Source organism: Mesorhizobium sp. CNPSo 4671, from assembly GCF_057784245.1.
In genome coordinates this window covers 85544-112051 of the sequence record NZ_JBWLUW010000014.1, presented here as the reverse complement: position 1 = coordinate 112051, position 26508 = coordinate 85544, and the positions used below count along the sequence as shown (strand labels likewise).

Below are 26508 nucleotides of genomic sequence, written 5' to 3'. Positions count from 1 at the left end.
CGCGCGTCCCGAAGGACGCGCGAACAAGCAACCCAAGCTGTTGATTTTACCCCGGTATCTTGACCACGATCTCGGTCTGAGTGCCGGCTTTTGGTTCGAATGAAGCGGATCTTGTTTTCGAACCATCGACTTCTAGCGAGATCGTCTTGGTCTTTTTGTCGCGAATGACCTGAACCTTGATCTCTGCACCCAGCATTTTGAGAGTGGCGTGGTAGCCGTCCCAATGGCTGGGCAGTTTCGGCCGGAACGTGATCTGCTTGCCGCGCCGTTCGATGCCGAGAATACCCTCCACCGCCGCACGATAGAGCCAGCCCGCCGAGCCGGTGTACCAGGTCCAGCCGCCGCGCCCGCCCTTGTCGTCTCCGGCATAGATATCGGCGGCGACCACATAGGGTTCGACGCGGTATTGCTCGGCCGAAGCCTCGTCGTACGCATGGTTGACCGGGTTCAGCATCGAGAAGCAGCGATAGGCTTCGTCGGTCTGCCCCATCTCGGCCAGCGCGATGACGAACCACGTCGCCGCGTGGGTATACTGGCCGCCATTCTCGCGCACGCCCGGCGGATAGCTCTTGATATAGCCGGGGTCTTTCTGCGTCTTCGAGAAGGGTGGCGTGAACAGCTTGACGATCTTGAGCTTGTCGTCGACTAGCAGGCTGGTCGCCTGCTGCATCGCCGTCGTCGACCGCGCCGGGTCGCCCTCGCCCGAAAGCACGCTCCAGGACTGGGCTATGGAGTCGATCCTGCACTCTTCGGATGTACGCGACCCCAAAGCCGTGCCGTCGTCAAAACTGCCGCGGCGGTACCATTCGCCGTCCCATGCCGTGCTCTCCAGCGCCCGCTTCAGCGCCTCGGCATGCTTTGCCCAGGCCTGCGCGCGCTTGCCGTCGCCTTCGCTCTTGGCGACGGCGGCGAAGTCGCCAAGCGTCTTCAGCAGGAACCAGCCCAGCCACACGCTCTCGCCCTTGCCGTGCTCGCCGACGCGGTTCATGCCGTCGTTCCAGTCGCCGCCAAGAATGAGCGGCAGGCCGGCCGGGCTGCTGCGCTTGATGGCGAGGTCGAGCGCACGCGCGCAGTGGTCGTAGAGCGACACCGTCTTCTTCGAGATTTCCGGAGTGAAGAAGGCATCGTGCTCGCCCTCGCCCAGCGCCTGCCCATCGATGAAGGGCAGCTGCTCCTTCAGGATGGCGGCGTCGCCGGTGACACTGAGATAGCGCGCCGTGGCGTGGGCCAGCCAGACCACGTCGTCGGAGATCATGGTGCGCACGCCCGCTCCGGTGCGCGGCAGCCACCAGTGCTGCACGTCGCCTTCCGGGAACTGCCGCCGCGCGGCGTTGAGGATTTGGTCGCGCGCCAGCGTCGGATCATGCGCCAGCAGCGCCAGCGTGTCCTGCAACTGGTCGCGGAAGCCGAAGGCGCCGCTTGCCTGATAGAAGGCCGAGCGGGCGCGGATGCGGCAGGCAAGGCTCTGATAGGGTAGCCAGTGATTGACCATGGCGTCGAGCGCCTTGTCCGGCGTGTCGACCTGGATGGTATCGAGGAACGCGCGCCACGCGCGCTCGTTGTCGGCCAGGCGCTGGTCGAAATCCTTGCCCCGATGCGTCTGCACCAGCGCGCTCGCCTGCGCGGAGGTGTCGGCATCGCCGAGCAACCAGAGCAGCGTGACGTCGCCGCCTGCCGGGATCTCGACGTCGCGGGCGATCGCCGCGCAAGGATCGTCGCCCGCCTCGACACGGCCCGACAGTGCCGCGCCGGTCAGCACCGCCTGCGGCAGTTCGCTGGAGCCATGCCAGCCGAGGAATTCGGAGCGATCCGTTGTCACCGAATGAACAGCGGCATCGGCGGCGAGGAACGCCACGCGCTCGCTGAAATCGAGCCCATAGGGGTTTTGCGCCAGCAACGCGCCGGTCGCCCTGTCGCGCGACGGCACGATGGTAGCGGCCGTGCGCGACCGATGCCCGCCAAGCACCCATTCGGCATAGGCATAGACGCGCAGCCGCGCCGGCACCGAGCCGGAATTCTGGATGCGCAGCCGCGTGATCTTCACCGGATCGACGGGGTCGACCACATGGGTCAGGTCCATCGACAGCGGCCCACGCTTCGAGCGGAAGGTGGAGAAGCCCTGGCCATGCCAAGCCTCGTAGGTCATCGAGGGATCGCGCACCACCGCGGCGATCGGCGAGAACGCCCTGCCGCTGGCCTGATCGTAGATATAGACGCCTTCGCCCGGCCGGTTGGAGACCGGATCGTTCGACCACGGCGTCAACTGATAGTCGCGGCTGTTGCGGCTCCAGGTGAAGGCCGCGCCCTCGGCGGACGTATGGAAGCCGAACGAGGCGTTGGAGACGACGTTGATCCAGGGCTGGGGTGTGGTGCGCCGGCCGGCCAGACGGACCACATAGTGCCGTCCGTCGCCGTCGAAACCGCCAAAGCCGTTCCATTGGCTGAGGCCGGTGCCATCGGCACTGACATCCGCCACGGCCTGCGAGGCGAATGCATGCGCCGTGTACGCCGGCGCTGGAATTTCGCGCAGCGTCGGCAATCCGGTGGGCAGCAGAGCGTCGCGCGCCTGCAAGGCGGCCGCCTCGGCCCGCTCGATCTGATCGAAGATGGTGCCGTTGCGCGTATGCAGCACCACCCGGGCGACGGCGAGCAGCGTCTTGTAGGTGGTCTCTTCCATCAGGTCGCGGCGCACCGCGAAGATGTGCTGCCGGGGGCCAAGCTCCTTGCCGCGCAAACGGCTGTTTTCGCACAGCGTCTCGACCGCACGCTGCAGGTCCTGGACGTAGGACGATGCCTGCTCGTTGACGACGACGAAGTCGATCATCATGCCGCGGGTGCGCATATACTCCTGGAAGCGTAGCGCCTGGGCAACGATCTCCAGATCGGCGACGTCGCCGATCCTGACCAGGAAGATCGGGAAATCGCCCGAAATGCTGGTCGGCCACAGGCTCGACTGCTTACCGAGGCCCGAAGCGATGGATTCTGCCGGCAGGCGCAGGAACGCATCGGGATAGATCAGATAGCGCGCCAGTTTCTGCACATTGGCGGCATCGGTCAGGCTGAGCCCCATATGGCGGGTCTGCACCTGGCTGCGCGTCCAGGCAAGCATGGCCTGGCGGGCAAAGCTCTCCTGATGGTCGAGGCGGTTTATAGCCTCTTCCAGCTCCGGGCGGTTGGTTCCGACCACGGTCCAGAAGGTCAGCGATATCTTCTTGTTGGCGGGCACGCGCACCTGACGGCGCAGCGAGGCGATGGGATCGAGCGTGAAGCCGGAATGGCCGCCGAGCCTGGCGCCCGGATCGAAGGCGGCGGCATCGGCGATCGAGCGGCCACGGCCGATGAAGGCGCGCCTGTCGGTCTCAGCCTCGGCATCGCGCGCCGGTCCGGACGGATCGGTGACGAAATGCGCCAGGGTGATATCGGGCTCGCTGGTTTCACGCTTGCGGCGCGTGGCGAAGATCGCGCCGTTGTTGGCGGCGATTTCGGTCTCCACGAACATCTTCGAGAAGGCCGGATGCGCGTTGTCGGAAGCCTCCGAGCCCAGCACCAGTTCGGCGAAGGACGTCACTTCGATGTGACGATCGGATGTGCTCTCATTGTAGAGCGTGATGCGACGGCCTTCGCCATTGCCTTCGGAAACGACGATACATTCGACCTCGGAGCGCAACGTGCCGACCGATTTGACGAAGCTCGCCTTGTCGTCGGAGAACAGGGTCTGCACCTTCTCTTCGGCGGCGCGCTTGGGCTCCGCCGTTGCCGACCACCAGTCTCCGGTGCTGACGTCACGCAGGAAGATGTAGGAGCCCAGACGGTCCTCTACTGGATCCGGCTGCCAGCGGGTCACCGACAGATCGCCCCAGCGGCTGTAGCCGGAGCCGGTCGCGGTGACCATCACCGAATAGCGGCCGTTCGACATCACATTGGTCGAACGCAGCGCCCGCAGGGGATCGAGCACGATGCGGGTGTCGGGGCTCTCGGTCTCGGTCTCGTCTTTCGCGCGCTCGTCCGCTTCGGTTCTGACGGTCGCGGTCGGAATGTCGCGCGGCGCCCGTTCCTGCAGCAAGAGTTCGGCCGATTCAATGACCGGATCGCTGTGGAAACGGTCGCGCAGGCGACCCTCGAAGATCGCGTCGGCGACCGCCGCGATCGACATGCCCGAATGGTGCGCATAGTAATTCAGCACGACCGCGTGGTTGGTACCTTCAGGCACGCGCTGCGGCGTGAAATCGACCGCATCGTAATAGCCATGCGGGCCTAGCGCACCGATCTCGCGCAGACGCTCAAGATTATGCACGGCTTCACGCGGGTTGAACTGCGCTGCGAGGATGGTCGCGTAAGGCGCGATCACCGTGTTCTGGCCAAGACCGCGCTTCAGCCCAAGCCCAGGCACGCCGAAATTGGTGTACTGATAGGTCAGTTCCCGGTCGCGGGCGTTATACGCCGCTTCCGAAATGCCCCACGGCACGTTTTTCTGACGGCCGTACTGCATCTGGCGCTTGATGATCAGCTTGCTGGTCTGGTTGAGGATGGAGCCTTGCGGCTCCTTCATCACCAGCGGCGGCATCAAATACTCGAACATCGAGCCCGACCAGGACATCAGCGCGCCCTGGAAACCGATCTCGACGATCGGGCGGCCAAGCCGGAACCAGTGCTCGGTAGGCAGGTCGCCCTTGGCGATAGCGAACAGGCTGGTCAGCCGCGCCTCGGAAGCAAGAAGGTCGTAGCAGCTTTCGTCGAGTTGGTGCTCCTCGACGCGGTAGCCGATCGACAACAGCTTGCGTTCCGGCCGCAGCAGGAAGGCGAATTCCATCTCGAAGGCGAAACGGCGCGTGCGCTCGCGCAAGGTCAGGAGCTTGGCGCGCAACGCCTCGACGGCATTGTCGTCGCTGTGGGCGTCGTGAACATGCGCCTCGCAGGTAGCCTCGAGCCTCGCTGCCCAGTCGACGATGACATCGCTCTGGGCCGATGCCGCCTCGGTGTGGATGGCGGTCGCGAGCTTGCGAATTTCGCCCGCCAGCACGGCGAGGTTGATGGTGCGGATCGAGGCCATTTCCGGCTGCGCCTTGATCGTTTCGACGGCGCGCCGCATGCCGTCCAGGCGATCGACGAGACGCTGGCGCAGAGGCCTGAGCTGACGACGGTCGTCGGGCAGCTGATCGAGGCTTTCGCTCAGAATGGTGACCGTGTCGAGGATGCCTTCGAAATCGCCCTGGAGGTGCACGGAAGGCGCTTCCGCCCATTCGGCGCAGGCAGCCGCCACCGCTACCAGGTGGCCGGCGAGATTGCCGCTGTCGACGGCCGAAATATAGAGCGGGTAGAGCGGCTTCAGCGTCGTGGTGTCGTACCAGTTGAAGAGATGGCCACGATGGCGCGGCATGCTCTCGATGGTCGTCATGGTGGCGTCGATGCGGGTGATGGCGTCAGACAGGCTGATCCAGCCGAAATCGCGCGCCGAAACCACCGACAGAAGATAGACACCGACATTGGTGGGCGAGGTGCGCGGCGCCACGACCGGTGCCGGGCTTTCCTGGAAATTGTCCGGCGGCAGGTTGTGATGCTCTGCCGTGACGAAGCTCTCGAAATAGTGCCAGGTGCGCCGCGCCACGGTGCGCAGTGCATGGATGTCGGCCTGCGATATGCGCAGCCGGTCCTCGGTTTCGGCCGAGCGGCTGATCCAGCTGGCAATCGCCGGCGAGCCGATCCAGAACAGGGCGAAGAAGAAGGCGACGAAGGCGCCGGTGGAATCGGCCAGCACCGGAATGGCGAGGCCGACGAAGCCGATGATCACGGCGCCGTACATCATGCCGTAGTACGAACCGACATCATTGTCGCCGGCCTTGTGCGCCTGCGATGCGGTGCGCCATTCCAGGAGGTTCTGGCGGCTGACGAACAACCGGTAGAGCGTGCGCACGATGGCGTCGCCCATCATCCAGGCATTGTGCGCCATCAGCACGATCTTCAGCGCCACCATGGCGGTGCCGAAGGCAACGTCGCGCGCCAGTGCGGAGAAATGGCCGCGCGGCGTCTGGTCGCCGCTCTTGGGCAGGATGGCGTTGACCACGTCGAAGGTCGGCGCCATGAACAGGCTGAGGATCAGCAGGGCCTGCCATTGCGCGGCCTGCGTGAAGGGCAGCAAGGTCCAGCCGGCGATCGCCGCCATCACCCAGAAGATCGGCGTCAGCGAGCGGCGCAGATTGTCGACCATCTTCCAGCGCGACAGGGCCGGAACGCCGGAGCGCGGATCGAGGATGAAGCCCAGCAGCTGCCAATCGCCGCGTGCCCAGCGATGGTGGCGCGAGGCGTCGACCGAGTAGCGCGTCGGGTAGTCCTCGACCAGTTCGACGTCGGTGACAAGTGCTGCGCGCGCCAGCGCACCTTCGAGCAGATCGTGGCTGAGGACGGTGTTTTCCTCGATGCGGCCTTGCAGGGCGGCTTCGAAGGCATCGACGTGATAGAGGCCCTTGCCGGTGAAGGACCCGTCGCTGAAGACGTCCTGATAGAGGTCGGAGACGGCAAAGACGTAGGGGTCGAGACCGCGATTGGCCGAGAACACACGCTGGAAGAACGAAGCCTCGTCGCCTGATGTCAGCGACGCGGTGATGCGCGGCTGCAGGATCGTGTAGCCGGCGGTAACAACACGTTTGGTGGCGTCGAAATGCGGGCGGTTGAGCGGGTGGCAGAGCTTGCCGACGAGGCTCGCCACCGCATCGCGGGTGGTACGCGTGTCGGCGTCGAGCGTCATCACATGGACGACTTTTTCCGGCAGCGGCACCTCCAGCGGCAGGAAAGTGGTGTCGCTGTCGCCACGCAGCAAAAGGTCAAGCTCATGCAGCTTGCCGCGCTTGCGCTCCCAGCCCATCCAAGCCCCTTGGGCGGCATTGAAGAGCCGGCGGCGGTGCAGGATGTAGAAGCGCGGCGCACCTTCGGAGGGATGGCGGGCGTTGAGACGGGCGATCTCGGCACGGGCGTATTCAAGGATCTCGGTGTCGGCCGCATCGATCTCGATCTTGCTGTCGGGCCAGTCCGACAGCAGCGCGAAATGGATCTCGTCCACCAGATTGGCAAGGTAGTGCACTTCGAGGTTGCGGATGTTTTCCTCGACATCGTCGCGCGACCCAATCAGCGACGGCACCACCACCAGCGTGCGCGCCTCGGGCGGCACGCCGTGCCTGTAGTCGTAGCCGATCAGGCGTGTCGGCTTGAGGAACAGCGAGACCACGGTGTTGAAGAAGGCCAGCGCGCCCTCGCTCGCCGGCACGGCAAACAGCGCCAGCATCACGACGATCGAGGTCACCGACAGGCCGAGATGGGCCAAGGCATTGCCGGTGAGGACAAGAAGCAGTGCCGTCAGGGCGAAAACCGGCAGGACGATGCCCAGCCATCCGGTCTTGGCGAAGGTCCGCTTGACCGTCTGGCTGATCGTCGGCCGATAGTCGATCGCCTTTTCCAGTTCCAGCCGGCGCGGGCCGACAAGGAAGAAGCCGACATCGGTATGCGCGGACGGAGCCGGAGAGGAATCGTCGCCATCGCCAGCCGATGCGTGTTCGCTCGCGGCGTGTTCACTAACGGCTTGGCCGGCCAGTTCGATCGCCTTCTCGGCGACGCGGTATTCCGACAGGTTCGAGCGGCGCGCCAGTTCCTCGATCGCTGTGCGGTATTGATCGCGCGAGAAGAAGTCGAGCGCGGCGAAATCGGTGCGCTCGCGCAGCACGGTGTCGATGCGGCTGACGCCTTCGAACCACACGGTCCAGTCGACGTCGTTGATCAGGCGCAGGCCGCGGATGATGTTGCCGGTCGTCACGTTGCCGCTGGACAGCGTGTGATGCTCGGAGATGATGATCTCCTCGGCATCGGAGCCGGTCTTTTCGAGCTCGCCTTCCAACCACTCCAGAGCCTTGCCGGCATTCTGCGATCCATCGCGCAAGCGATAGAGAAGCTGCGTGGCAAAGGTGGTGTCCTGCGCATGCGCACTGAAATTGGCCAGGATCGCCTGCCGGTCGGCGCTGTCGTCGGTTGCTAGAACCTTGTCAGCCACATCGTTGGATATCTGGCGCATCTGGCGGGTGCGATTGACCCTGACGGCCAGCCGGCGGAGATTTTCGATCAGCACGAAACGCAGAAGCGATGGCAGCGCCCAGAGTTCACCGATCTTCAGCGGCTCGACCGACTGGAACCCCTGGACGATCGCCTTGAACATGGTCGCCGAGACGGAACTGTCCGAATGCGCCACATAGGTCCAGGCCAGCGCAAGAGCGCGCGGAACGGTGCCGCCATTGGGCAGTTTCAGCGTCGGCAACTGGCGATAGAAGCGGCGCGGCAGGTCGCGCTTGACCTGGAAAATGGTCTCCTCGACCAAATAGTTGTTGTCGAGCAGCCATTGCGCGGCCGGGGTGATCGTCTCGCCCTTGGCCTGCGCCGCATTGGTCGATCGGTAGACTTCGAGGATCTTCTTGGCGCTGTCGCGGATACGGGCCTGGAAATCGAACGGGATCAGGCCGAACAGGTCGGCGAGATCGCCTTTTGCCAGGCTTTCGCCGAGCAGCCTCAGGCGCTCCTCCGGCAGGAATGTCGACCGTATCGGCTCTTCCGTGATGGCCGGAAAGCTCGCGCTTGTCTTCTCGATCTGGGCAGGATTCGTCTGAATATTCATTGAAAATTCCGTAAGCGGGCACTCAGCGGCGTCACCGCCACGGCAATGGCCCTAAAACCGGTTCAAATGCAATTGGTTGCATCAACCCCTATGCCGAAAGTTTGTTTCCGCACCACGACAGGGCGTCATCTTTCGACCAAACTCAAAGACGAGCGCCCCTCGCTCCCGTCGGGATCGATCGACGGAGAGGATTCGGGCTTTTTCGTGATGCCGGCAGGAGCTTACGCTATATTTCGCCGGCGTTGCGATCATGTTTGGAAACAGGCGGTAACCGTTGGCGCGAAAGCATCAGCCCGCGGTGGTTATGCGGACCACGAACAGCGTCGCATCCCGAGCCGGCTCAACCCGCAGGACGGAAGCATCCGGCCCGAGCAGCAACGTGTCGAGCGGCCCGAGGCGAATTGACTGAGCCTCGGGAAAAACAGCCTCGCCCTTGTGACAAAGGATGAGGGTCGAACCGGCTGGGGTCGCGATGTCCACGGGCCGCGAAATCGCCATGCGCTCGACCGAATGCAGCATGCGGCCACGGCGCGTCATGACGTTGAGGTCGGCGATCGGGCCGGCGATCAGCGCGGCACTGGTCGGCAGGTCGGCTGGAAAGGTAAAAGGCTGGGAAACCGGCGTCAGCCGGGCCGCAGGTTGGCCGGCGACATCAAGTACGATCCCCTCGCCTTCCAGCACCGACAGCGTGCGGTCGATGCCGGCAAAGCTGGAAAAGGGCCCGCTGCCTTGGACGCGAGCCATCGACACGCGCCAGTCGAACGCGTCAAGGCCGGCGCCGTCGGGCGAGACGGCGATCTCGGTCGTCGTGCCGCCGCCGTTCTTCCACGGCATGACGCGGTAGTCGGCGGCACGAAGGATGCGCATGACGTCAGCCGAGAATGCCGGGCAAATTGAGCTGGTGCTCCTTGGCGCACTCGATGGCGATGTCGTAGCCGGCATCGGCATGGCGCATGACGCCAGTCGCCGGGTCGTTCCACAGCACCCGCTCCAGGCGCCTTGCGGCGTCCTGCGTACCGTCGGCGACGATGACCATGCCTGCATGCTGGGAAAAGCCCATGCCGACGCCGCCGCCATGATGCAGCGACACCCAGGTGGCGCCCGACGCGGTGTTGAGCAAAGCATTGAGAAGCGGCCAGTCGGAGACGGCGTCCGAGCCGTCCTTCATTGCTTCGGTCTCGCGGTTCGGCGAGGCGACCGAGCCGGAATCGAGGTGATCGCGGCCGATGACGACGGGCGCCTTGAGTTCGCCCTTGGCCACCATCTCATTGAAGGCGAGACCAAGCCGGTGGCGGTCGCCGAGACCGACCCAGCAGATGCGCGCCGGCAGGCCCTGGAAGGCAATGCGCTCGCGCGCCATGTCCAGCCAATTGTGCAGATGGGTGTTGCCGGGGGTGAGTTCGCGCACCTTGGCATCGGTCTTGTAGATGTCCTCGGGATCGCCGGAGAGCGCGGCCCAACGAAACGGGCCGATGCCGCGGCAGAACAGGGGACGGATATAGGCCGGCACGAAGCCCGGGAAAGCGAAAGCGTTCTCGAAGCCTTCGTCCTTGGCCACCTGGCGGATGTTGTTGCCATAGTCGAGCGTCGGCACGCCGGCGTTCCAGAACGCCACCATCGCCTCGACATGTTCGCGCATGGAAGCCCGGGCCGCCTTCTCGACCGCCTTCGGGTCGCTGACGCGCTTCTCGCGCCACTCGGCCATGGTCCAGCCCTTGGGCAGATAGCCGTTGATGGGGTCGTGGGCCGAGGTCTGGTCGGTGACCATATCGGGGCGGATGCCGCGCCTGAACATTTCCGGCACGATCTCTGCCGCGTTACCGAGCAGACCGACCGACTTCGCCTCGCCGGCCTTGGTCCAGCGCTCGATCATTTCCATCGCCTCATCGAGCGTCTCGGCCTTCTCGTCGACATAGCGGGTGCGCAGGCGGAAGTCGATCGAGTCCGGATTGCATTCGATGGCGAGGCAGCAGGCGCCGGCCATGACGGCTGCGAGCGGCTGCGCGCCGCCCATGCCGCCGAGGCCGCCGGTCAGGATCCACTTGCCCTTGAGATTGCCGCCATAGTGCTGGCGGCCGGCCTCGACGAAGGTCTCGTAGGTGCCCTGCACGATGCCTTGCGTGCCTATATAGATCCACGAGCCGGCCGTCATCTGGCCGTACATCATCAGACCCTTTCTATCGAGCTCGTTGAATTTATCCCAGGTTGCCCAGTGCGGCACCAGATTGGAGTTGGCGATCAGCACACGCGGCGCATCGGCGTGCGTCCGGAACACGCCGACCGGCTTGCCTGACTGCACCAAAAGCGTCTCGTCCTCGCCAAGCGTCTTCAGCGAGGCGACGATGCTGTCGAAATCGTTCCAGGTGCGCGCGGCGCGGCCAATGCCGCCGTAGACGACCAATTCGTTGGGGTTTTCGGCAACCTCGGGGTCGAGATTGTTCATCAGCATGCGCAGCGGTGCTTCGGTCGTCCAATAGCGGGCGTTGAGCTTGTCGCCGCGGGGCGCACGGACTTCACGGATGTTGTGGCGAGGATTGTTCATCATTGTCCCTTTCGAATGAGATGCGCGGTGCTGCGAGAGCCTTCGGCGCTGATCCAGGTGACTTGTTCGTGGTCAGGATTGGAGGAATCGATGGTCATATCGTAGCAAGCCCAGGCATCGGAAGGCGGCCACAGCGAGCAGTACTGATCGCCCCGCACGTCCCAGCGGCCTATCTGGTGACTGTCGCCTCTGGCATAGCTGGTGGCGCCACCGTCATCGAAGTCTTGCGACCAGCCGTCACCCTGGACATGTGCCCCTTTCAGATCGGCAAGAATTTCCGGACCCTTCATCGCCACTTCGGCGGCGGCTGCGGAAACAATCGCAGCTGAAAGCAGCCCAGCGGCGAGAAGGAATGTCCTGACATATACGGCCATTGCGTTCCTCCGAAAATTGCCGATCAGCCGTGCGCCCAGGCAATCGCGGTTTTCAGAATGGTCTCCAGCGTCGCGCGGATCGGCGCTGCGAAATCGGCGTCATAGGGTACCGGCCAATTGTCCGGCTCACCCTTTTCCTCGGGCTCGGGCATGTATCCGCGGTTAGCGAGCTCCATCTGCAAGGCGTGGATACCTTGCTGCGGTTGGCCAAAATGGCGCGTGATCCAGCCGCCCTTGAAGCGACCGTTGACGACAGAGGTTTCGCCGGTTTCGGCCATGATCTGGCTGACCATTGCCTGCAGATTCGGATCAGCGCTCTTGCCGTCATTGGTGCCGAGGTTGAACACCGGCAGCGTGCCTTCGAACAGTCGCGGCAGCACCGAGCGGATCGAGTGGCAGTCATAAAGGACGATCTTGTCGTGCAGGCCTCGCAGCCGGTCGATCTCGGCCTGCAAGGCGGTATGGTACGGCACGAAGAATTTCTCGCGGCGCTCGTCAACTTCCGACGGCCCGGGTTCTTCGCCCTCGCGGTAGAGCGGATCGCCATCGAAAGTCTCGGTCGGACACAGGCCGGTCGTCGCCTGGCCGGGATAGAGCGATGCGCCGGAGGGATCGCGGTTGACGTCGATGACGGTGCGCGAGATCGACGTGTGCACGACAGTCGCACCAAGGCCGGCGGCAAAATCGTAGAGATTGTCGATCCACCAGTCGCAATCGCGGCGGCCGAGCCAGGGCGAAACCAGCCGGTTTTCGAGGCCGGCAAGGTCGATGCCGGTGTGCGGGATCGACACCAGCAGGGGTGCTGTGCGTTGGCTAACGGTGAGCCAGGGTGTGGCGGCCATCACGCCGCTCCCGAAATCGACGGCAGCGCCACCGCGCCGGCAGCCCTGACGGTCGCACCACTGCGCACCATGGCGATTGCCTTTTCCATGTCGGGGTGGAAGTGCCGGTCATTGTCGAGATGCGGCACTTCGGCCCGCACCAGCTTGCGCACTGCCTCCAAGGCGTCGCTCGACGCCAATGGCGCATGGAAATCGCAGCCTTGCGCGGCGGCCAGCAATTCGATGCCGATCACAGCCGTCGCATTCTCGACCATGCCGATCAGCCGGCGCGCGCCGTGCGCGGCCATCGAAACGTGGTCTTCCTGATTGGCCGAGGTCGGGATGGAATCGACGCTGGCCGGATAGGCTTTCTGCTTGTTTTCCGAAACGAGTGCCGCCGCCGTCACCTGCGGGATCATGAAACCGGAGTTGAGGCCGGGCTTGGGCGTCAGGAAGGCGGGCATGCCGGACAGCGCCGGATCGACCAGCATGGCGATGCGGCGTTCCGACAGCGAACCGATCTCGCAGACGGCAAGCGCGATCATGTCGGCGGCGAAGGCCACCGGCTCGGCGTGGAAATTGCCGCCGGAGAGCGCGGTATCATCCTCGGCGAAGATCAGCGGATTGTCGGTGACGCCATTGGCCTCGGTGCCCAGCGTGTCGGCCGCTTGGCGCAGCACGGTGAGTGCCGCACCCATGACCTGTGGCTGGCAACGCAGGCAATAGGGATCCTGTACGCGCTCGTCGCCGACACGGTGCGATTCCCTGATAGCGCTGCCGGCCATCAGATTGCGCAGCGCATCCGCCGTCTCGATCTGGCCACGGTGCTTTCTCAAGAGATGAATACGCGGATCGAAGGGGGCGTCGGAACCCTTTGCCGCGTCGGTCGATAGGGCGCCGGCGACCAGCGCCGACTGGTAGAGCACTTCGGCCTCGAACAAAGCAGCCAGCGCATAGGCGGTGGAAAACTGCGTGCCGTTGAGCAGGGCCAGACCTTCCTTGGCGCCAAGCGTCACCGGCTCCAGGCCATGCGAGACAAAGGCGACCTTGGCCGGGAAGCGGCCATGCGGGGTAAAGCATTCGCCGACGCCGATCATCACAGCCGTCATATGCGACAGCGGCGCGAGATCGCCGGAAGCGCCGACCGAGCCTTGCGCCGGCACCACCGGGATGACGTCGTTGGCGAGCATTGCTTCCAGCAACTCGATGGTCTCGGGGCGCACACCGGACGCCCCCTGCGCCAGGCTGGCCAGCTTCAGCGCCATCATCAGCCGGGCGACAGCGACGGGCATCGGCTCGCCGACGCCGGCGGCATGCGACAGGACGATGTTGCGCTGCAAGGTCTCGAGATCGCTTGCCGGGATGCGGACGCTGGCCAGTTTGCCGAAACCGGTGTTGATGCCGTAGACCGGCTCACCCTTGGCAACGATCCTGGCAACGGCCTCGGCGCTCGCCTTGATCTTTGGACGGCAGGCATCATCCAGCTTCGGCACGGCGCCACGATAGATGGCGCGCCAGTCGGCCAGCGTCGCACTGCCGGGCTTCAAGGTCAGTTCGGTCATTGTCCTCTCCAGATGCGGGCATGGAGCGGGTTGAAGCCCATGCGGTAGACGAGTTCGGCGGGACGCTCGATGTCCCATATCGCCAGATCGGCGGATTTGCCGGCTTCCAGTGTGCCGGCCTTGTCGAGAAGGCCAAGCGCACGCGCAGCCTCGCGGGTGACGCCGGCGAGGCATTCATCGACGGTCAAGCCAAAGAGCGTCGCGGCCATATTCATGGTGAGCAGCAGCGAGGTTAGCGGCGAGGTGCCGGGATTGCTGTCCGTCGCCACCGCCATCTTCACGCCATGGCGGCGGAACAGGTCGACAGGCGGCTTCTTGGTCTCGCGGATGAAGTAATAGGCGCCGGGCAGGATGGTCGCCACCGTGCCAGCCTTGGCCATCGCGGCAGCGCCCGCCTCATCCGTATATTCGAGATGGTCGGCGGACAACGCACCATAGCTGGCGGCAAGCGCGGCGCCATGCAGGTTCGACAGCTGGTCGGCGTGAAGCTTCACCGGCAGGCCTAAGGCCTTGGCGGCATCGAAAACGCGCGTCACCTGTTCGGGCGAGAACGCTATGCCTTCGCAGAAACCGTCGACGGCATCGGCCAGTCCTTCGGCGGCAACCGCCGGAACAATCTGCCTGGCGACCAGATCGATAAAAGCGTCCTTGTCCCCCTTGGCCTCGGGCGGCAAGGCGTGGGCAGCCAGACAGGTCGTGCGGACCGTCACCGCCCGTTCACCGCCCAGCCGGCGGGCGGCGCGCAGCGACTTCTTCTCATTGTCGAGATCGAGCCCATAGCCCGACTTGACCTCGACTGAGGTGACACCCTCGGCCATCAGCGCATCGAGGCGCGGCAGCGTCTGGGCAACGAGTTCATCCTCGCTGGCAGCGCGCAGTGACTTGACGGAGGAAACAATACCGCCGCCGGCGCGGGCGACTTCTTCATAGGTGGCGCCGGCCAGCCGCATCTCGAACTCGTTGGCGCGGTTGCCGGCATAGACCAGATGGGTGTGGCAGTCGATCAGGCCCGGCGTGATCCAGCGGCCCTCGCAATCAATGGTCTCGGCGCCCTGCCCTGCCGAAGCCGGCATCAAAGCCTCCGCGCCAGCATATACAATGACACCGTCGCGCGCGGCGATCGCGCCTTTCTCGACAATGCCGAGGCCAGCCACGCCGTCGGCCATGGTCGCCAGGCGCGCATTGCGCCAGACACGAAGGCCGCTCTTCTTGTTTGCTCCACCCATCATCTTTTCCATTTGAAAGGATGGCGATTATGTATATACATATTGAAACGCGACGCAAGTGATATCGTCGTTCAGGCATGCAGATTCGGAGATGGACGTGACGGCGATCTTTGCGGAACAGGCGCTGCTACCCGAGGGCTGGCAAGGCAATGTCAGGATCGCGCTCGATGGAGGCCACATCGCTTCCGTCGAAGCGGGTGCGGTTCCGCGGGCCGGCGACAAGCGCCACGCCATTCTCGTGCCTGGCATGACCAATCTGCACAGCCACGCCTTCCAGCGCGGCATGGCCGGCCTTGCCGAGCTTCGCGGGCCTTCCGCCGACAGTTTCTGGAGCTGGCGCGAGGTGATGTACCGCTTCGCACTGTCGATGACGCCCGATCAGGTCGAGGCGGTTGCCGCACAGCTCTATGTCGAGATGCTGGAGGCCGGTTTCTCGCGCGTCGGCGAATTTCACTATTTGCACCACGATCGCGATGGAAAACCTTACGCCAACCTTGCCGAGATGGCCGAGCGCATCGCAGCTGCGGCCGGCGAAACCGGTATCGGCCTGACACTGCTGCCGGTGTTTTATGCGCACGCCTCCTTCGGTGGCGCAACTCCCAACGATGGCCAAAGGCGATTCATCAACGATGTGAATCGGTTCTCCCGGCTTGTTGAGAAGAGCCGCGAATCTGTTCGCGCGTTGAATCAAGCTGTCGTCGGTGTAGCGCCACACAGCCTGCGCGCCGCGACGCCGGAGGAACTCGCGCAAGTTGCTGCTCTGACACCGAATGGGCCGATCCATATCCATGTCGCCGAGCAGGTAAAGGAAGTCGAGGACTGCCTTGCCTGGTCCGGCGCGCGGCCGGTCGAATTTCTGCTGGCCAACGCCGAGGTCGACCAGCGCTGGTGCCTGATCCATGCCACCCATATGACCGATGCCGAAACCATCGGCATGGCCAAGAGCGGCACCATTGCCGGCCTTTGCCCGATCACCGAAGCCAATCTCGGCGACGGCACATTTGCCGCTCCGCTATTCACCGAGCATGGCGGCCGCTTCGGTATCGGCTCCGATTCCAACGTGCTGATCGGCCTGCCCGACGAATTGCGCCAACTCGAATATTCGCAGCGCCTCGCCCACCGCGCCCGCAATGTGCTGGCGGTGGCCGGCGGCTCGACCGGGCGCGCGCTGTTCGATGCCGCGCTTGACGGTGGCGGCGTGGCGCTTGGCGCCGGCGCTTCGCAGATCGCCGTCGGGAGAGCCGCCGATCTTGTCTCGCTCGACGCCAAGACCCCCTCGCTGGCCGGCAAGGCCGGCGACGCGATCCTCGACGCCTGGATCTTCGCCAATGGCAGCAAGGTCGACTGCGTCTGGGTGCATGGCAAGAAGCAGGTCAGCGGCGGCAGGCATGCGAAGCGCGAGGCCATTGCCGAACGATTCCGCAAAGTCATGACCGCGCTGTCGCAGAACTGAAGCCGATGAGCCTGATCGAGACAGATGACATTGACGGCGGCGAGACGGTCTCGCTGCATCAGCGCATCCTGTCCGACATCCGCGAAAAAATCCTGTCCGGCGCGTGGGCGCCCGGACATCGCATTCCGTTCGAGCACGAACTGACGACCGAGTATAATTGCTCGCGCATGACGGTGAACAAGGCGCTGTCGCAACTGGCTAAGGCCGGGCTGATCGAACGCCGCCGCCGCTCCGGCAGCTTTGTCCGCCGGCCGCAGTCGCAGGCGGCGGTGCTGGAACTTCACGACATCAGGATCGAGGTCGAGGCGCTTGGCCTGCCCTATCGCTACGAGCGGCTGGAACACCTGAAGCGGCGCAGCAATGCGAACGACAGGACGCTGCTCGGGCTGTCCGCCGCCGGGTCGGTGCTATGGGTCGAAGGCTTGCATTTCGCCGGCGAACGGCCATTCGCACTCGAGCAGCGCCTGATCAATCTTACCGCGGTTCCGGAAGCCGGGGACGAAGAGTTTCTGGAGATCGCCGCCGGGCCCTGGCTTATCGGCCGCGTGCCGTGGAGCGAGGCCGAGCACCGTATCCGCGCCATGGCCGCCGACGAGACTGTTGCCGACGCGCTTGACATCGACCCGGGCGCGCCCTGCCTTGTGGTCGAGCGCCGCACCTGGAGTGCCGAGCACCCGGTGACGCATGTGCGGTTTATCTATCCCGCGGAAAGCCACACGCTGGTGGCGAGGTTCACGCCATCGCAGGGGTAGCGCCGACGCTCCCTTCTCCCCTTGCGGGAGAAGGTGGATCGGCGCGACAGCGCCGAGACGGATGAGGGGCGTTCCAGCGGAGTGAGACGTTGGCGTTCCCTGGAGCACCCCTCATCCGTCGCCTTCGGCGACACCTTCTCCCACAAGGGGAGAAGGGAGAGTCGACGCCTCAAATCGCCGCCGTGACGATAATCTCGACCAGATATTCCGGACCAGCCAACTTGGCTTCGCCGGTGGCGCGGGCGGGGGTGTGGCCCTGCGGGACCCACTTGTCCCATTCCGAATTCATCTCGGCGAAGGTGCCCATGTCGGCCAGCCAGATGATCGCCTGAACGATCTTGGTCTTGTCGGTGCCGGCCTTGGCCAGCAATTCGTCGATGGCCGCCAGAATATCGCGGGTCTGCGAGGCGACGTTGCCGCCGGGCTCGCCGACCTGGCCGGCCAGATAGACGGTGTTGCCGTGGATGACGATCTGGCTCATGCGCGGGCCAACATCGATGCGACGAATGCTCATGGGAGGTTCCTTCCTGTTATGGGTGGCGCCTGTTTAGAGTTGCGGTTCGCATCGGGCAAGGCCGCCGGGGCCAAATCCCCTTGGACCAGCGAGTGGCGAGATTCACGGCAAGTTGAGCTGCCGGTCGTAATTCCGCCCGACTGGCTTGTTGACTAATGTAATAACATCACATATCCAATCGACCCCTGCCCGCAGCCGAAATTGGCTGTCCGACGGAACGACATGACCCAGACCTGCCTGACATTCCGTGACCTGACGCTGGGCTACAACAGCCACCCGGCGATCCATCATCTTGACGGTGCGATCCGCAAGGGTTCGCTGACGGCCGTTGTCGGTGCCAACGGGTCCGGCAAATCGACGCTGATGAAGGGTATTGTCGGCGTGCTGAAGCCGATGGCCGGCGAGGTTGTCCGCGCGCCAGGCGTGCGCGCCGCTTACCTGCCGCAGCAATCGGAACTCGATCGCTCCTTTCCCGCCCGCGTCGTCGACCTGGTCTCGCTCGGCCTCTGGCCGAAGCGCGGCATGCTCGGCCGCTATACCAAGGAAGATCGCGAGTCCGTCAGCCAGGCGCTGATGGCGGTCGGCCTTGGCGGCTTCGAGAAGCGGCCGATCGACACGCTGTCAGGCGGCCAGTTGCAGCGCACGCTGTTTGCCCGGGTGCTGTTGCAGGACGCCGACCTGATCCTGCTCGACGAGCCGTTCAACGCTGTCGATGCCAAGACGGTCGGCGACCTGATCGCGCTCATCAAGCGCTGGCATGGCGAGGAACGCACCATCATGGTCGTCGTCCATGATCTCGATCTGGTCCGTCAGAATTTCCCCGAAACCCTGCTTCTGGCCCGCCAGCCGATCGCCTGGGGCGAAACGCGCGAAACGCTGAAGCCGGAGAATCTGTTGCGCGCCCGCCGTTTTCACGAAGCCTGGGAAGAGAATGCGCCCTGGTGCGAGCCGGACGAGCATGCCCATGGCCATGATCACGACCATCATGACTATACTCATGGCCACGATCACGACCATCATCATGGCGCCGGACCGAGGGCTGCCTGATGGACGCGCTCTACGGTCTGTTCATCGCACCCTTCGCCGATTTCGGCTTCATGCAGCGGGCGCTGTTCGGCTCACTGATGCTGTCGCTTGGCGCCTGCCCGATCGGCGTCTTCCTGATGCTGCGGCGCATGAGCCTGTCGGGCGATGCCATGGCGCATGCCATCCTGCCGGGTGCGGCCGCCGGCTTCCTGTTCTATGGGCTGGAAATCCTGCCGATGACCATTGGCGGGCTGATCGCCGGCATCATCGTGGCGCTCGGCGCCGGCGCCGTCTCGCGCTTCACCATCCAGCGAGAGGACGCCTCGATGGCGGCCTTCTATCTGATTTCACTCGCCATCGGCGTGCTGATGGTGTCGATCCGCGGCTCCAGCGTCGATCTCATGCATGTGCTGTTCGGCACGGTGCTGGCGCTCAACAACGAAGCGCTGACGCTGATCGGCGGCATCGTCGCGGTGACGCTGGTCAGCCTCGCTATCTTCTGGCGGGCGCTGGTCGCCGAATGCCTCGATCCGCTGTTCCTGCGTTCGGTCAGCCGGATGGGCAGCCCGGTTCATTTCATCTTCCTTGGCCTGGTCGTGCTCAACCTCGTCGGCGGTTTCCAGGCGCTCGGCACGCTTCTATCCGTCGGACTGATGATGCTGCCGGCGGCGGCCGCCCGCTTCTGGACGGTGCGCGTCGAGCCGATGTGCATGCTGGCCGTGCTGATCGGCTTTGCCTCCTGCATCGCCGGGCTGCTTTTGTCCTACCACGCCTCGCTGCCGTCCGGCCCGGCCATCATCCTGTCGGCAGGCGTCGTCTATTTCGCCTCGATCCTGTTCGGCACGCGCGGCATCCTGCGCGCCCGCATTATCCATCACCGCCACAGAACGGCCTGATCCCCCGCCCCTCGAAAGGAGACCCCGCCTATGCTGAGATCCATCCGTGCCGCCCTAGCGATGAGCGTTATAACATTAACAGCCTTTTGCGCATCGTCGGCTTTCGCGGCGCCGCTGAAAGTCGTCGCCAGCTTCACGGTCATTGCCGATTTCGCCAAAAATGTCGGCGGCGACCGTGTCGATATCACCACCATCGTCGGCCCGGATGGCGACGCCCATGTCTATGAGCCGAGCCCGGCCGACGCGGTCGCCATGGCCAAGGCCGATATCGTTCTGGTCAACGGCCTGCATTTCGAAGGCTTTTTGCAGCGGCTGGTCGATGCCAGCGCCACCAAGGCCTCGATCGTTACCTTGACCAAGGGCGTGACGCCGATCGACTTCAAGCCTGAATTCGCCGACGCGGACGCGGCCGAAGGTGCCGGCACCGGCGGCGGCAAGACCGTTACCGATCCGCACGCCTTCCAGTCGATCGCCAATGCCAAGATCTATGTGAAGAACATCGCCGAGGCTTTTTGCGCGGCCGACAGCGATGGCTGCGTCAGCTACCAGACCAATGCCGCCGCCTACACCAAGAAGCTTGACGCGCTGGAAGGCGAAGTGAAGGCTGCGATCCAGTCGATCCCCGAGGCCAAGCGCGTCGTCATCACCTCGCACGACGCCTTCGGCTATTTCGAGCACGAATACGGCCTGACCTTCCTCGCTCCGCAAGGCATTTCGACCGACTCCGAACCGTCGGCCGCTGACGTCGCCAAGCTGGTCGAGCAGGTGAAGCAGGACAAGGCGGCGGCGATCTTCGTGGAAAACATCACCAACCCGCGCTTGATCGAACAGATTGCCAGCGAGACCAGCATCAAGGTGGGCGGCACGCTCTATTCGGATGCGCTGTCGCAGCCCGATGGCCCGGGATCGACCTATATTGACATGATGAACAACAACATCCGCCAGATCAAAGGCGCGATCCTCGGCAGCTGAGAAGCGCCGTGCTCGGAAAGGCGGAGCCAGTCTCCGCCTTTCTGGCCGAGGATTTTCAGCCCGAACTGTGGCGAGCGCTACCCGATCCGTTCCCGGTCTGGGCGGCCTGAGTTGGATTCTCTGCTGGATGCGTCTATCTCAGTTGAATGATTTCCGTCGGCGCGGATTGCCGGCCACGTCGGGGAGTGGCAAGACTCCTCGACAAACCAGATTGCGAGGATGCTGCCATGGAATACCGCGAAATCAGCGAGGACTATTCGGTCTCTGGCCAGATCCAGCCCGAAGACGTTGCCGCCATCAAGGAAGCCGGCTTCAAGAGCGTCATCTGCAACCGGCCTGACGATGAGCAGCCCGGCCAGCCTTCGGCCAAGAGCATCGGATCGGCGGTTGAAGCCGCCGGCCTTGCCTTCCGCTACATCCCCGTCATCAGCGGCCAGATCACCGCGGAGAATGTCGAGGACCAGGCTGAGGCGCTGGACGAGTTGGAAGGCCCGGTGTTTGCCTATTGCCGCTCGGGTGCGCGCTGCACCAATCTGTACGGGCTGATCCAGCAGTCGAAGGGTTAAATCGGCAGCGCGCCCGTCTCCTTCAGCGTCTCCAGCACGATCGCCGTCTTCACATGCTGCACCGATTCGTGCGGCAGGAGCACGCCGTTGACGAATTCCGACAGTGATTTGAGATCGGGCGTCACCACCTTCAAGATGTAATCCATCTCGCCGGTCAGCGCGTGCGCCTCCTGCACCTCCGGCAACCGCGCCACCAACTCACCAAAACGCCGGGCGTTGTCACGGTTGTGGGTGGCCAAGGTCACCGAGATGACGTTGACCAGCGAGAAGCCGAGCTTGTCGCGGTCGAGCACCGCCCGATAGCCCTTGATAAAACCGTCTTCCTCGAGCCGCTGGCGGCGGCGCGAGCATTGCGAGGCCGACAGGTTTACCCGCTCCGAGAGATCGCTGTTGGTGAGCCGCGCATCACCCTGCAGGAGCGCCATTATCTTGCGGTCAAACTGATCGATGCGCATCTCATCCATGGTTTTGTCTCTCATCATGCATGTTTCGCGCATGATATGACCATTTCAAGCGTTTGAATGCAAGCACCATGCGCCCACTCCGCGCTATGATGGCGTTAGATGGCCTTTTCAGGCCGAGCCAGCTTTGGAGGATTATCATGGGTCCCTTCCCGCACGACGCTGCGCCCGCCACGATCAGCAAGGACAACCCGGCAGGCACCGATGGTTTCGAATTCGTCGAATTCGCGCATCCGGAGCCGCAAAAGCTCGCCGAGCTGTTCACCCGCATGGGCTATGTGGCGGTGGCGAAGCATCGCACCAAGAACATCACCGTCTGGCGCCAGGGCGACATCAACTATGTCGTCAATGCCGAGCCCGGCTCGCATGCGATGAAGTTTGCCGACAAGCACGGCCCGTGCGCGGCCTCGATGGCCTGGCGGGTGGTCGATGCCAAGCATGCCTTCGACCATGCTGTGTCGAAAGGCGCCACGCCTTATGAAAGCGACGACAAGGCGCTCGACGTGCCGGCGATCGTTGGCATCGGCGGCTCGCTGCTTTATTTCATCGATACCTACGGCACGAAGGGTTCGGCTTACGATGCCGAGTTCGAGTGGCTCGGCGCGCGCGATCCGCGGCCGCTGGGTGTCGGCTTCTATTTCCTCGACCACCTCACCCACAATGTCTATCGCGGCCAGATGGACAAATGGTGGGATTTCTACCGCAATCTGTTCGGCTTCAAGCAGATCCATTTCTTCGACATCGACGGCAAGATCACCGGCCTGGTCAGCCGGGCAATTACCTCGCCCTGTGGCAAGATCCGCATTCCGCTCAACGAATCCAAGGACGAGACCAGCCAGATCGCCGAGTATCTGAAGAAGTACAATGGCGAGGGCATCCAGCACATCGCTGTCGGCACCGACGAGATCTACGCCGCCACCGACAAGCTGGCCGACAATGGGCTGAAGTTCATGCCCGGCCCGCCGGAGACCTATTACGACATGTCGTACGACCGGGTGAACGGCCATGACGAGCCGATCGAGCGGATGAAGAAGCACGGCATCCTGATCGACGGCGAAGGTGTGGTCGATGGTGGCATGACCAAGATCCTGCTGCAGATCTTTTCCAAAACCGTGATCGGCCCGATCTTCTTCGAGTTCATCCAGCGCAAGGGCGACGAAGGGTTCGGCGAAGGCAATTTCCGCGCTTTGTTCGAATCGATCGAGCAGGACCAGATCAAGCGCGGCGTGATCAGGGTGGACGGCAAAGCGGCGTAGGAGCGCCCCAATCAGCCTTGTTGCGGCGCGATCAATTATGACCTAAATTATGGTCATAAAGGATCGAGCTATGAATGTTTCCATCGCCGAGGCCAAGGCCAAATTGTCGGAGCTCGTCAGCCGCGCGGAAGCCGGCGAGGAGATCATACTTACACGCCACGGCAAGGTAGCCGCGCGCATCGTACCGCCGGCGGTGGCAGAACCCCTGCCGCGTATCGGCGCACTGAAGGGCAAGATTTGGATTGCGGACGATTTTGACGAACTCGGTCCCGAGTGGGACGAGTACGTGAAATGACGATCGGCCCGTTTCTCGCCGACACCCATATCATCCTCTGGTCGATTTCGGACGACCGACGTCTCAGCGAGCACCACCGCGCTATCCTGGCTTCGGAGGCGGTGGTGTTCGCAAGCGCGGCAAGTGTTTGGGAAATTGCCATCAAACGCTCGATCGGAAAGCTCAACGCGCCGGACGATTTGCCAACGCTGCTTCCAAGGATGCGATTTCAGCCGCTCGCCGTAACCTTACAACATGCGAACGCCGTAACCGGTCTACCCCACCACCATGGTGATCCGTTCGACAGACTGCTGATTGCGCAGGCGCAGGTGGAGAACCTGACCATTCTGACATCCGACCCGCATTTCGCCCGCTACGGCGTCGCTCGGGCCTGATAGACGAAAATCCGGCTCACAATCCCAGCCTCTCGACCTCCGCCTTCCTCAGCTTGATGTCATAGTCGAGCAGGAACTCGTCCAGCTGCGGCGGCGCGACAGAGGTGCCGGAGAGCATGGCGTGCACCTGGCCGCGGTGATGGATATCGTGCAGGAAGACGTGGGCGAGGATGTCGCCGATCTTTTCGGGAATCATGCCATCCTCGCGCCGGTCAGTGATGACACGGCGATCGAGATCGGCCTCCGACAGGCCATCGCAGAATTCGAGTAAGCGCCGGTCGGCCGCGACCTGGGCGGCAAACAGCGCCTGCGGCTCATCGAACGGCAAGTAATTGTCATAGGCGGCAGCACCGATGCCTCCCTCTTCCAGGAAATCGAGATAGAGGTGATCGACCGCCAGGATGTGGTTGAGGGTCGCCTTGAGCGATGGGAAGAAGCTGGTGCGCTCTGACTCGAACTCACCAGGCTTGAGCGCCAGCACGGCACGATAGAGCCGGTCATTCGACCAGAGATTGTTGCCGGCCATGCGGCGCAGATGATCCAGCAGGGTCATGAGATCATCCCCCTGACCGCACCAGATGCAGGCCTAGCCCCATAATCGCGAATCCGGCGAGAAAGATCAGCAGCAGCCCGTTCATGCGGCGACGCATGGCCTGCGTTTCCTCGTCCCGTGCGACTTTCATGTTGGTGATGGTGTGAAACATCATCGCCTTGCGCGGAAAGCCGCTGCGGTTGGTCAGGTCCGGCGAGCGCGCCTCGATGCGATAGCTCAGCCGGATCGCCAGGATGAACACCGCCAGTATGGCGAGCGCCCAGATACCGGCCAGCGGATAGAACACCTCCCCCGTCATTCCACACCCCCGCTGTTATCCCTGGTATTTCTCGACCTTCTGCTCGATGGCGCCGAAGATCGAATGGCCGGCTCTGTCCTTCATCTCGATGCGCACCGTGTCGCCGAAACGCAGGAACGGCGTTTTGGGTTCACCCGCCTCGATGGTCTCGATCATGCGCAGCTCGGCGATGCAGGAATAGCCGGCGCCGCCCGCCGAGACCGGTTTACCCGGCCCGCCGTCGAGCTTGTTGGATACCGTACCCGAACCGATAATGGTGCCGGATACCAGCGGCCTTGTGCGGGCGGCATGCACGATCAGTGCCGGATAATCGAAGGTCATGTCGATGCCGGCATTGGCGCGGCCGAAGGGCTTGCCGTTGAGATCGGCAAGCAGCGGCAGGCTGACCTTGCCGCCGTCCCAGGCATCGCCCAGCTCATCCGGCGTCACCGCTACAGGTGAAAAGGCCGAGGACGGCTTTGATTGGAAAAAGCCGAACCCCTTGGCCAGTTCCGGCCCGGTCAGCGCCCGCAGCGTGACATCGTTGACCAGCATGACCAAACGGATCGCGGCGCGCGCTTCATCGAGGCTTGCGCCCATCGGCACATCATCGACGATGACGGCAACTTCCGCTTCCATGTCGATGCCGAAGGCTTCGTCGACCATGCGGATGGGATCGCGCGGCGCAATGAAGGAGTCGGACCCGCCCTGATAGATCAGCGGGTCGGTCCAGAAACTCGCCGGCATCTCGACGCCACGCGCCTTCCGCACCAGTTCGACATGGTTCACATAGGCCGACCCGTCAGCCCATTGATAGGCGCGCGGCAACGGCGAATGCGCGTCGTGCTCATGAAAGCGAGCCGACGGCACCGCATTGTTCTCCAGCGATTCCGCGATTGTGCCGAGATGCGGCGAGATCCTGCGCCAGTCATCAAGTGCCGCCTGCAGCGTGCGCGCCAGGAACGAGGCGTCGGTGTACTGCGTCAGATCGCGCGAGACGACGACGAGTTTTCCGTCGCGCGTCCCGTCCTTCAATGTGGCAAGCTTCATGCGGTTTCCTCTCCTTGTGCAGCTTTCACACTGCTTAATTCCACAACAAGGCCGTCGCGGGCGATCGTCAAGTCGCCGGCCCATGTTTTCCTGACGGCAGCGATCCAGTCCGCCTCGCCGATCTCGGCATCGTCGGCGGGAATGAGGTGGTTGAGCACCAGTCTCTTCACGCCGGCATCGCTGGCGATGCGCCCGGCGTCCTCGGCAAGGCTGTGGCTGGCGAACAGATGCTCCTTGAGCCGAGCGCCATTGCCGGTTCTGGCAACCAGCCGTTCTATGCCTTCCTCCAGCATGGCTTCGTGGACGAGAATGTCGGCACCTTCGGCGAAATCGGCGAGCGGCGGAAAGAAGGCTGTGTCGGCGGAAAAGACCACGCTTTTGCCGCCATGCCCGAAGCGCAAGGCAAAGCAGTCGGTCACCGGCGGATGGTCGACGCGCAGCGCCGAAACCTTCAGGCCGCCTTGCTCGAGCAACGCACCTTCGCCGAACTCGTCGATCGAAACCAGTTCGCGAATATCAGGCCGGCCCTCATCGACAATGCGGATTTCGATGTCGAACTCCGTCGCCTGGCAAAAGCGCCGCCAGTAGCGGCCGGTGCCGGGCGGGCCGAACACGGTGACCGGAGTCGCAAGCCCCGCCGTCCAGGCGGTGTGGAGCAGAGGCCCCAGTTCCAGCACATGGTCGGAATGCAGATGCGTGATGAAGATCAGGTCGAGCGCCTTCAGGGTGATCCCGACATCGACCAGGCCACGCGTTACGCCAAGCCCGCAATCGACAACGATGGTTCGCCCCCCGATCTCGAGCAGCGACGAGCTCGGCCACGGTCCGCCCGGCCGCAGCGCCGGGCCACCCTTCGAGCCCAGCAGCACCAACCGATCCGGCATTGGC

At 63.8% G+C, this 26508-nt stretch carries 22 protein-coding genes; 9 read left to right on the top strand and 13 right to left on the bottom strand.

Features of this window, described 5'->3' with window-relative positions; genetic code table 11:
* Positions 1–46: 46 nt before the first annotated feature.
* The 7 genes from AC04SF_RS30610 to hutI all read right to left on the bottom strand — a co-directional run bounded on the left by AC04SF_RS30610 (position 47) and on the right by hutI (position 15175).
* Positions 47–8650 (bottom strand): glycoside hydrolase family 94 protein, encoded by an 8604-nt coding sequence (locus AC04SF_RS30610; RefSeq protein ID WP_488480823.1) that lies wholly within the window; start codon positions 8648–8650, stop codon positions 47–49.
* Between the two features lie 288 nt (positions 8651–8938).
* Positions 8939–9517 (bottom strand): HutD/Ves family protein, encoded by a 579-nt coding sequence (locus tag AC04SF_RS30605; RefSeq protein ID WP_488480822.1) that lies wholly within the window; start codon positions 9515–9517, stop codon positions 8939–8941.
* A gap of 4 nt (positions 9518–9521) precedes the next feature.
* On the bottom strand, positions 9522–11195 hold the full coding sequence (hutU, locus tag AC04SF_RS30600; protein ID WP_202350641.1) for a urocanate hydratase: 1674 nt from the start codon (positions 11193–11195) through the stop codon (positions 9522–9524).
* Positions 11192–11566, bottom strand: a complete 375-nt coding sequence (locus AC04SF_RS30595; protein ID WP_488480821.1) for a hypothetical protein — start codon at positions 11564–11566, stop codon at positions 11192–11194. Before AC04SF_RS30595 ends, hutU begins: the two co-directional genes overlap by 4 nt.
* Before the next feature lie 23 nt (positions 11567–11589).
* The gene (gene hutG / locus AC04SF_RS30590; protein ID WP_488480820.1) at positions 11590–12408 is read right to left on the bottom strand and encodes an N-formylglutamate deformylase; all 819 of its coding nucleotides are present in this window, start codon (positions 12406–12408) and stop codon (positions 11590–11592) included.
* A complete protein-coding gene (hutH, locus tag AC04SF_RS30585; protein ID WP_488480819.1) occupies positions 12408–13949 on the bottom strand; it encodes a histidine ammonia-lyase in 1542 nt (513 codons plus the stop codon). The genes hutG and hutH overlap by 1 nt, the downstream gene beginning before the upstream one ends.
* The gene (gene hutI / locus AC04SF_RS30580; RefSeq protein ID WP_488480818.1) at positions 13946–15175 is read right to left on the bottom strand and encodes an imidazolonepropionase; all 1230 of its coding nucleotides are present in this window, start codon (positions 15173–15175) and stop codon (positions 13946–13948) included. Before hutI ends, hutH begins: the two co-directional genes overlap by 4 nt.
* Positions 15176–15272: 97 nt before the next feature.
* Between hutI and AC04SF_RS30575 the strand changes: the two genes are divergently transcribed.
* Both AC04SF_RS30575 and hutC read left to right on the top strand, forming a co-directional pair.
* Positions 15273–16628, top strand: a complete 1356-nt coding sequence (locus tag AC04SF_RS30575; protein ID WP_488480817.1) for a formimidoylglutamate deiminase — start codon at positions 15273–15275, stop codon at positions 16626–16628.
* Between the two features lie 5 nt (positions 16629–16633).
* Entirely contained in the window at positions 16634–17380 is a 747-nt protein-coding gene (gene hutC / locus AC04SF_RS30570) for a histidine utilization transcriptional repressor HutC (RefSeq protein ID WP_488480816.1), read from the top strand.
* 169 nt (positions 17381–17549) lie between these two features.
* On the opposite strand, the gene AC04SF_RS30565 is transcribed toward hutC, so the two are convergent.
* The gene (locus AC04SF_RS30565; protein ID WP_019857529.1) at positions 17550–17894 is read right to left on the bottom strand and encodes a RidA family protein; all 345 of its coding nucleotides are present in this window, start codon (positions 17892–17894) and stop codon (positions 17550–17552) included.
* A gap of 222 nt (positions 17895–18116) precedes the next feature.
* Here AC04SF_RS30565 and aztA point away from each other — a divergent pair, with 222 nt between their 5' ends.
* The 4 genes from aztA (at position 18117) to AC04SF_RS30545 (ending at position 21354) form a co-directional block, all read left to right on the top strand.
* Positions 18117–18941 carry a zinc ABC transporter ATP-binding protein AztA gene (gene aztA / locus AC04SF_RS30560; RefSeq protein WP_488480815.1) on the top strand — a complete coding sequence of 275 codons (825 nt, stop codon included), beginning with the start codon at positions 18117–18119 and terminating at the stop codon, positions 18939–18941.
* On the top strand, positions 18941–19816 hold the full coding sequence (gene aztB / locus AC04SF_RS30555; protein WP_475434429.1) for a zinc ABC transporter permease AztB: 876 nt from the start codon (positions 18941–18943) through the stop codon (positions 19814–19816). The genes aztA and aztB overlap by 1 nt, the downstream gene beginning before the upstream one ends.
* Before the next feature lie 30 nt (positions 19817–19846).
* Entirely contained in the window at positions 19847–20788 is a 942-nt protein-coding gene (gene aztC / locus AC04SF_RS30550; protein WP_488480814.1) for a zinc ABC transporter substrate-binding protein AztC, read from the top strand.
* Positions 20789–21015: 227 nt separating this feature from the next.
* The gene (locus AC04SF_RS30545; protein WP_488480813.1) at positions 21016–21354 is read left to right on the top strand and encodes a protein tyrosine phosphatase family protein; all 339 of its coding nucleotides are present in this window, start codon (positions 21016–21018) and stop codon (positions 21352–21354) included.
* Here AC04SF_RS30545 and AC04SF_RS30540 read toward each other — a convergent pair.
* Entirely contained in the window at positions 21351–21818 is a 468-nt protein-coding gene (locus tag AC04SF_RS30540; protein WP_488480844.1) for an Lrp/AsnC family transcriptional regulator, read from the bottom strand. The two genes, AC04SF_RS30545 and AC04SF_RS30540, sit on opposite strands and share 4 nt — an antisense overlap.
* 137 nt (positions 21819–21955) lie before the next feature.
* Between AC04SF_RS30540 and hppD the strand changes: the two genes are divergently transcribed.
* The 3 genes from hppD (at position 21956) to AC04SF_RS30525 (ending at position 23740) form a co-directional block, all read left to right on the top strand.
* Complete coding sequence (gene hppD / locus AC04SF_RS30535) at positions 21956–23071, top strand: 4-hydroxyphenylpyruvate dioxygenase (RefSeq protein WP_488480812.1); 1116 nt, start codon at positions 21956–21958, stop codon at positions 23069–23071.
* A gap of 70 nt (positions 23072–23141) precedes the next feature.
* The gene (locus tag AC04SF_RS30530; protein ID WP_488480811.1) at positions 23142–23366 is read left to right on the top strand and encodes a type II toxin-antitoxin system Phd/YefM family antitoxin; all 225 of its coding nucleotides are present in this window, start codon (positions 23142–23144) and stop codon (positions 23364–23366) included.
* Positions 23363–23740 (top strand): type II toxin-antitoxin system VapC family toxin, encoded by a 378-nt coding sequence (locus AC04SF_RS30525; protein ID WP_488480810.1) that lies wholly within the window; start codon positions 23363–23365, stop codon positions 23738–23740. Before AC04SF_RS30530 ends, AC04SF_RS30525 begins: the two co-directional genes overlap by 4 nt.
* Before the next feature lie 16 nt (positions 23741–23756).
* Here the strand turns inward: AC04SF_RS30525 and AC04SF_RS30520 are convergent, their stop codons facing one another.
* From AC04SF_RS30520 to AC04SF_RS30505, 4 genes are read right to left on the bottom strand one after another with little or no spacing between them, the layout of a single operon-like run.
* A complete protein-coding gene (locus AC04SF_RS30520; RefSeq protein WP_488480809.1) occupies positions 23757–24293 on the bottom strand; it encodes a DinB family protein in 537 nt (178 codons plus the stop codon).
* 4 nt (positions 24294–24297) lie between these two features.
* The gene (locus AC04SF_RS30515) at positions 24298–24591 is read right to left on the bottom strand and encodes a hypothetical protein (protein WP_488480808.1); all 294 of its coding nucleotides are present in this window, start codon (positions 24589–24591) and stop codon (positions 24298–24300) included.
* A 15-nt stretch (positions 24592–24606) separates the two neighbouring features.
* Complete coding sequence (locus tag AC04SF_RS30510) at positions 24607–25620, bottom strand: fumarylacetoacetate hydrolase family protein (RefSeq protein ID WP_488480807.1); 1014 nt, start codon at positions 25618–25620, stop codon at positions 24607–24609.
* Positions 25617–26504 carry an MBL fold metallo-hydrolase gene (locus AC04SF_RS30505; RefSeq protein ID WP_488480843.1) on the bottom strand — a complete coding sequence of 296 codons (888 nt, stop codon included), beginning with the start codon at positions 26502–26504 and terminating at the stop codon, positions 25617–25619. The genes AC04SF_RS30510 and AC04SF_RS30505 overlap by 4 nt, the downstream gene beginning before the upstream one ends.
* Positions 26505–26508 lie beyond the last annotated feature (4 nt).

Bases quoted from the DNA above. Each gene is read 5' to 3' on its own strand.
- AC04SF_RS30505 (WP_488480843.1), bottom strand. From the start codon at position 26,504: ATGCCGGATCGGTTGGTGCTGCTGGGCTCGAAGGGTGGCCCGGCGCTG.
- hutU (WP_202350641.1), bottom strand. From the start codon at position 11,195: ATGATGAACAATCCTCGCCACAACATCCGTGAAGTCCGTGCGCCCCGC.
- aztC (WP_488480814.1), top strand. From the start codon at position 19,847: ATGCTGAGATCCATCCGTGCCGCCCTAGCGATGAGCGTTATAACATTA.
- AC04SF_RS30565 (WP_019857529.1), bottom strand. From the start codon at position 17,894: ATGAGCATTCGTCGCATCGATGTTGGCCCGCGCATGAGCCAGATCGTC.
- hppD (WP_488480812.1), top strand. From the start codon at position 21,956: ATGGGTCCCTTCCCGCACGACGCTGCGCCCGCCACGATCAGCAAGGAC.
- AC04SF_RS30525 (WP_488480810.1), top strand. From the start codon at position 23,363: ATGACGATCGGCCCGTTTCTCGCCGACACCCATATCATCCTCTGGTCG.
- AC04SF_RS30610 (WP_488480823.1), bottom strand. From the start codon at position 8,650: ATGAATATTCAGACGAATCCTGCCCAGATCGAGAAGACAAGCGCGAGC.
- AC04SF_RS30520 (WP_488480809.1), bottom strand. From the start codon at position 24,293: ATGACCCTGCTGGATCATCTGCGCCGCATGGCCGGCAACAATCTCTGG.
- AC04SF_RS30605 (WP_488480822.1), bottom strand. From the start codon at position 9,517: ATGCGCATCCTTCGTGCCGCCGACTACCGCGTCATGCCGTGGAAGAAC.
- AC04SF_RS30595 (WP_488480821.1), bottom strand. From the start codon at position 11,566: ATGGCCGTATATGTCAGGACATTCCTTCTCGCCGCTGGGCTGCTTTCA.
- hutI (WP_488480818.1), bottom strand. From the start codon at position 15,175: ATGGGTGGAGCAAACAAGAAGAGCGGCCTTCGTGTCTGGCGCAATGCG.
- aztA (WP_488480815.1), top strand. From the start codon at position 18,117: ATGACCCAGACCTGCCTGACATTCCGTGACCTGACGCTGGGCTACAAC.
- AC04SF_RS30540 (WP_488480844.1), bottom strand. From the start codon at position 21,818: ATGGATGAGATGCGCATCGATCAGTTTGACCGCAAGATAATGGCGCTC.
- AC04SF_RS30510 (WP_488480807.1), bottom strand. From the start codon at position 25,620: ATGAAGCTTGCCACATTGAAGGACGGGACGCGCGACGGAAAACTCGTC.
- AC04SF_RS30545 (WP_488480813.1), top strand. From the start codon at position 21,016: ATGGAATACCGCGAAATCAGCGAGGACTATTCGGTCTCTGGCCAGATC.
- aztB (WP_475434429.1), top strand. From the start codon at position 18,941: ATGGACGCGCTCTACGGTCTGTTCATCGCACCCTTCGCCGATTTCGGC.
- AC04SF_RS30530 (WP_488480811.1), top strand. From the start codon at position 23,142: ATGAATGTTTCCATCGCCGAGGCCAAGGCCAAATTGTCGGAGCTCGTC.
- hutC (WP_488480816.1), top strand. From the start codon at position 16,634: ATGAGCCTGATCGAGACAGATGACATTGACGGCGGCGAGACGGTCTCG.
- hutG (WP_488480820.1), bottom strand. From the start codon at position 12,408: ATGGCCGCCACACCCTGGCTCACCGTTAGCCAACGCACAGCACCCCTG.
- hutH (WP_488480819.1), bottom strand. From the start codon at position 13,949: ATGACCGAACTGACCTTGAAGCCCGGCAGTGCGACGCTGGCCGACTGG.
- AC04SF_RS30515 (WP_488480808.1), bottom strand. From the start codon at position 24,591: ATGACGGGGGAGGTGTTCTATCCGCTGGCCGGTATCTGGGCGCTCGCC.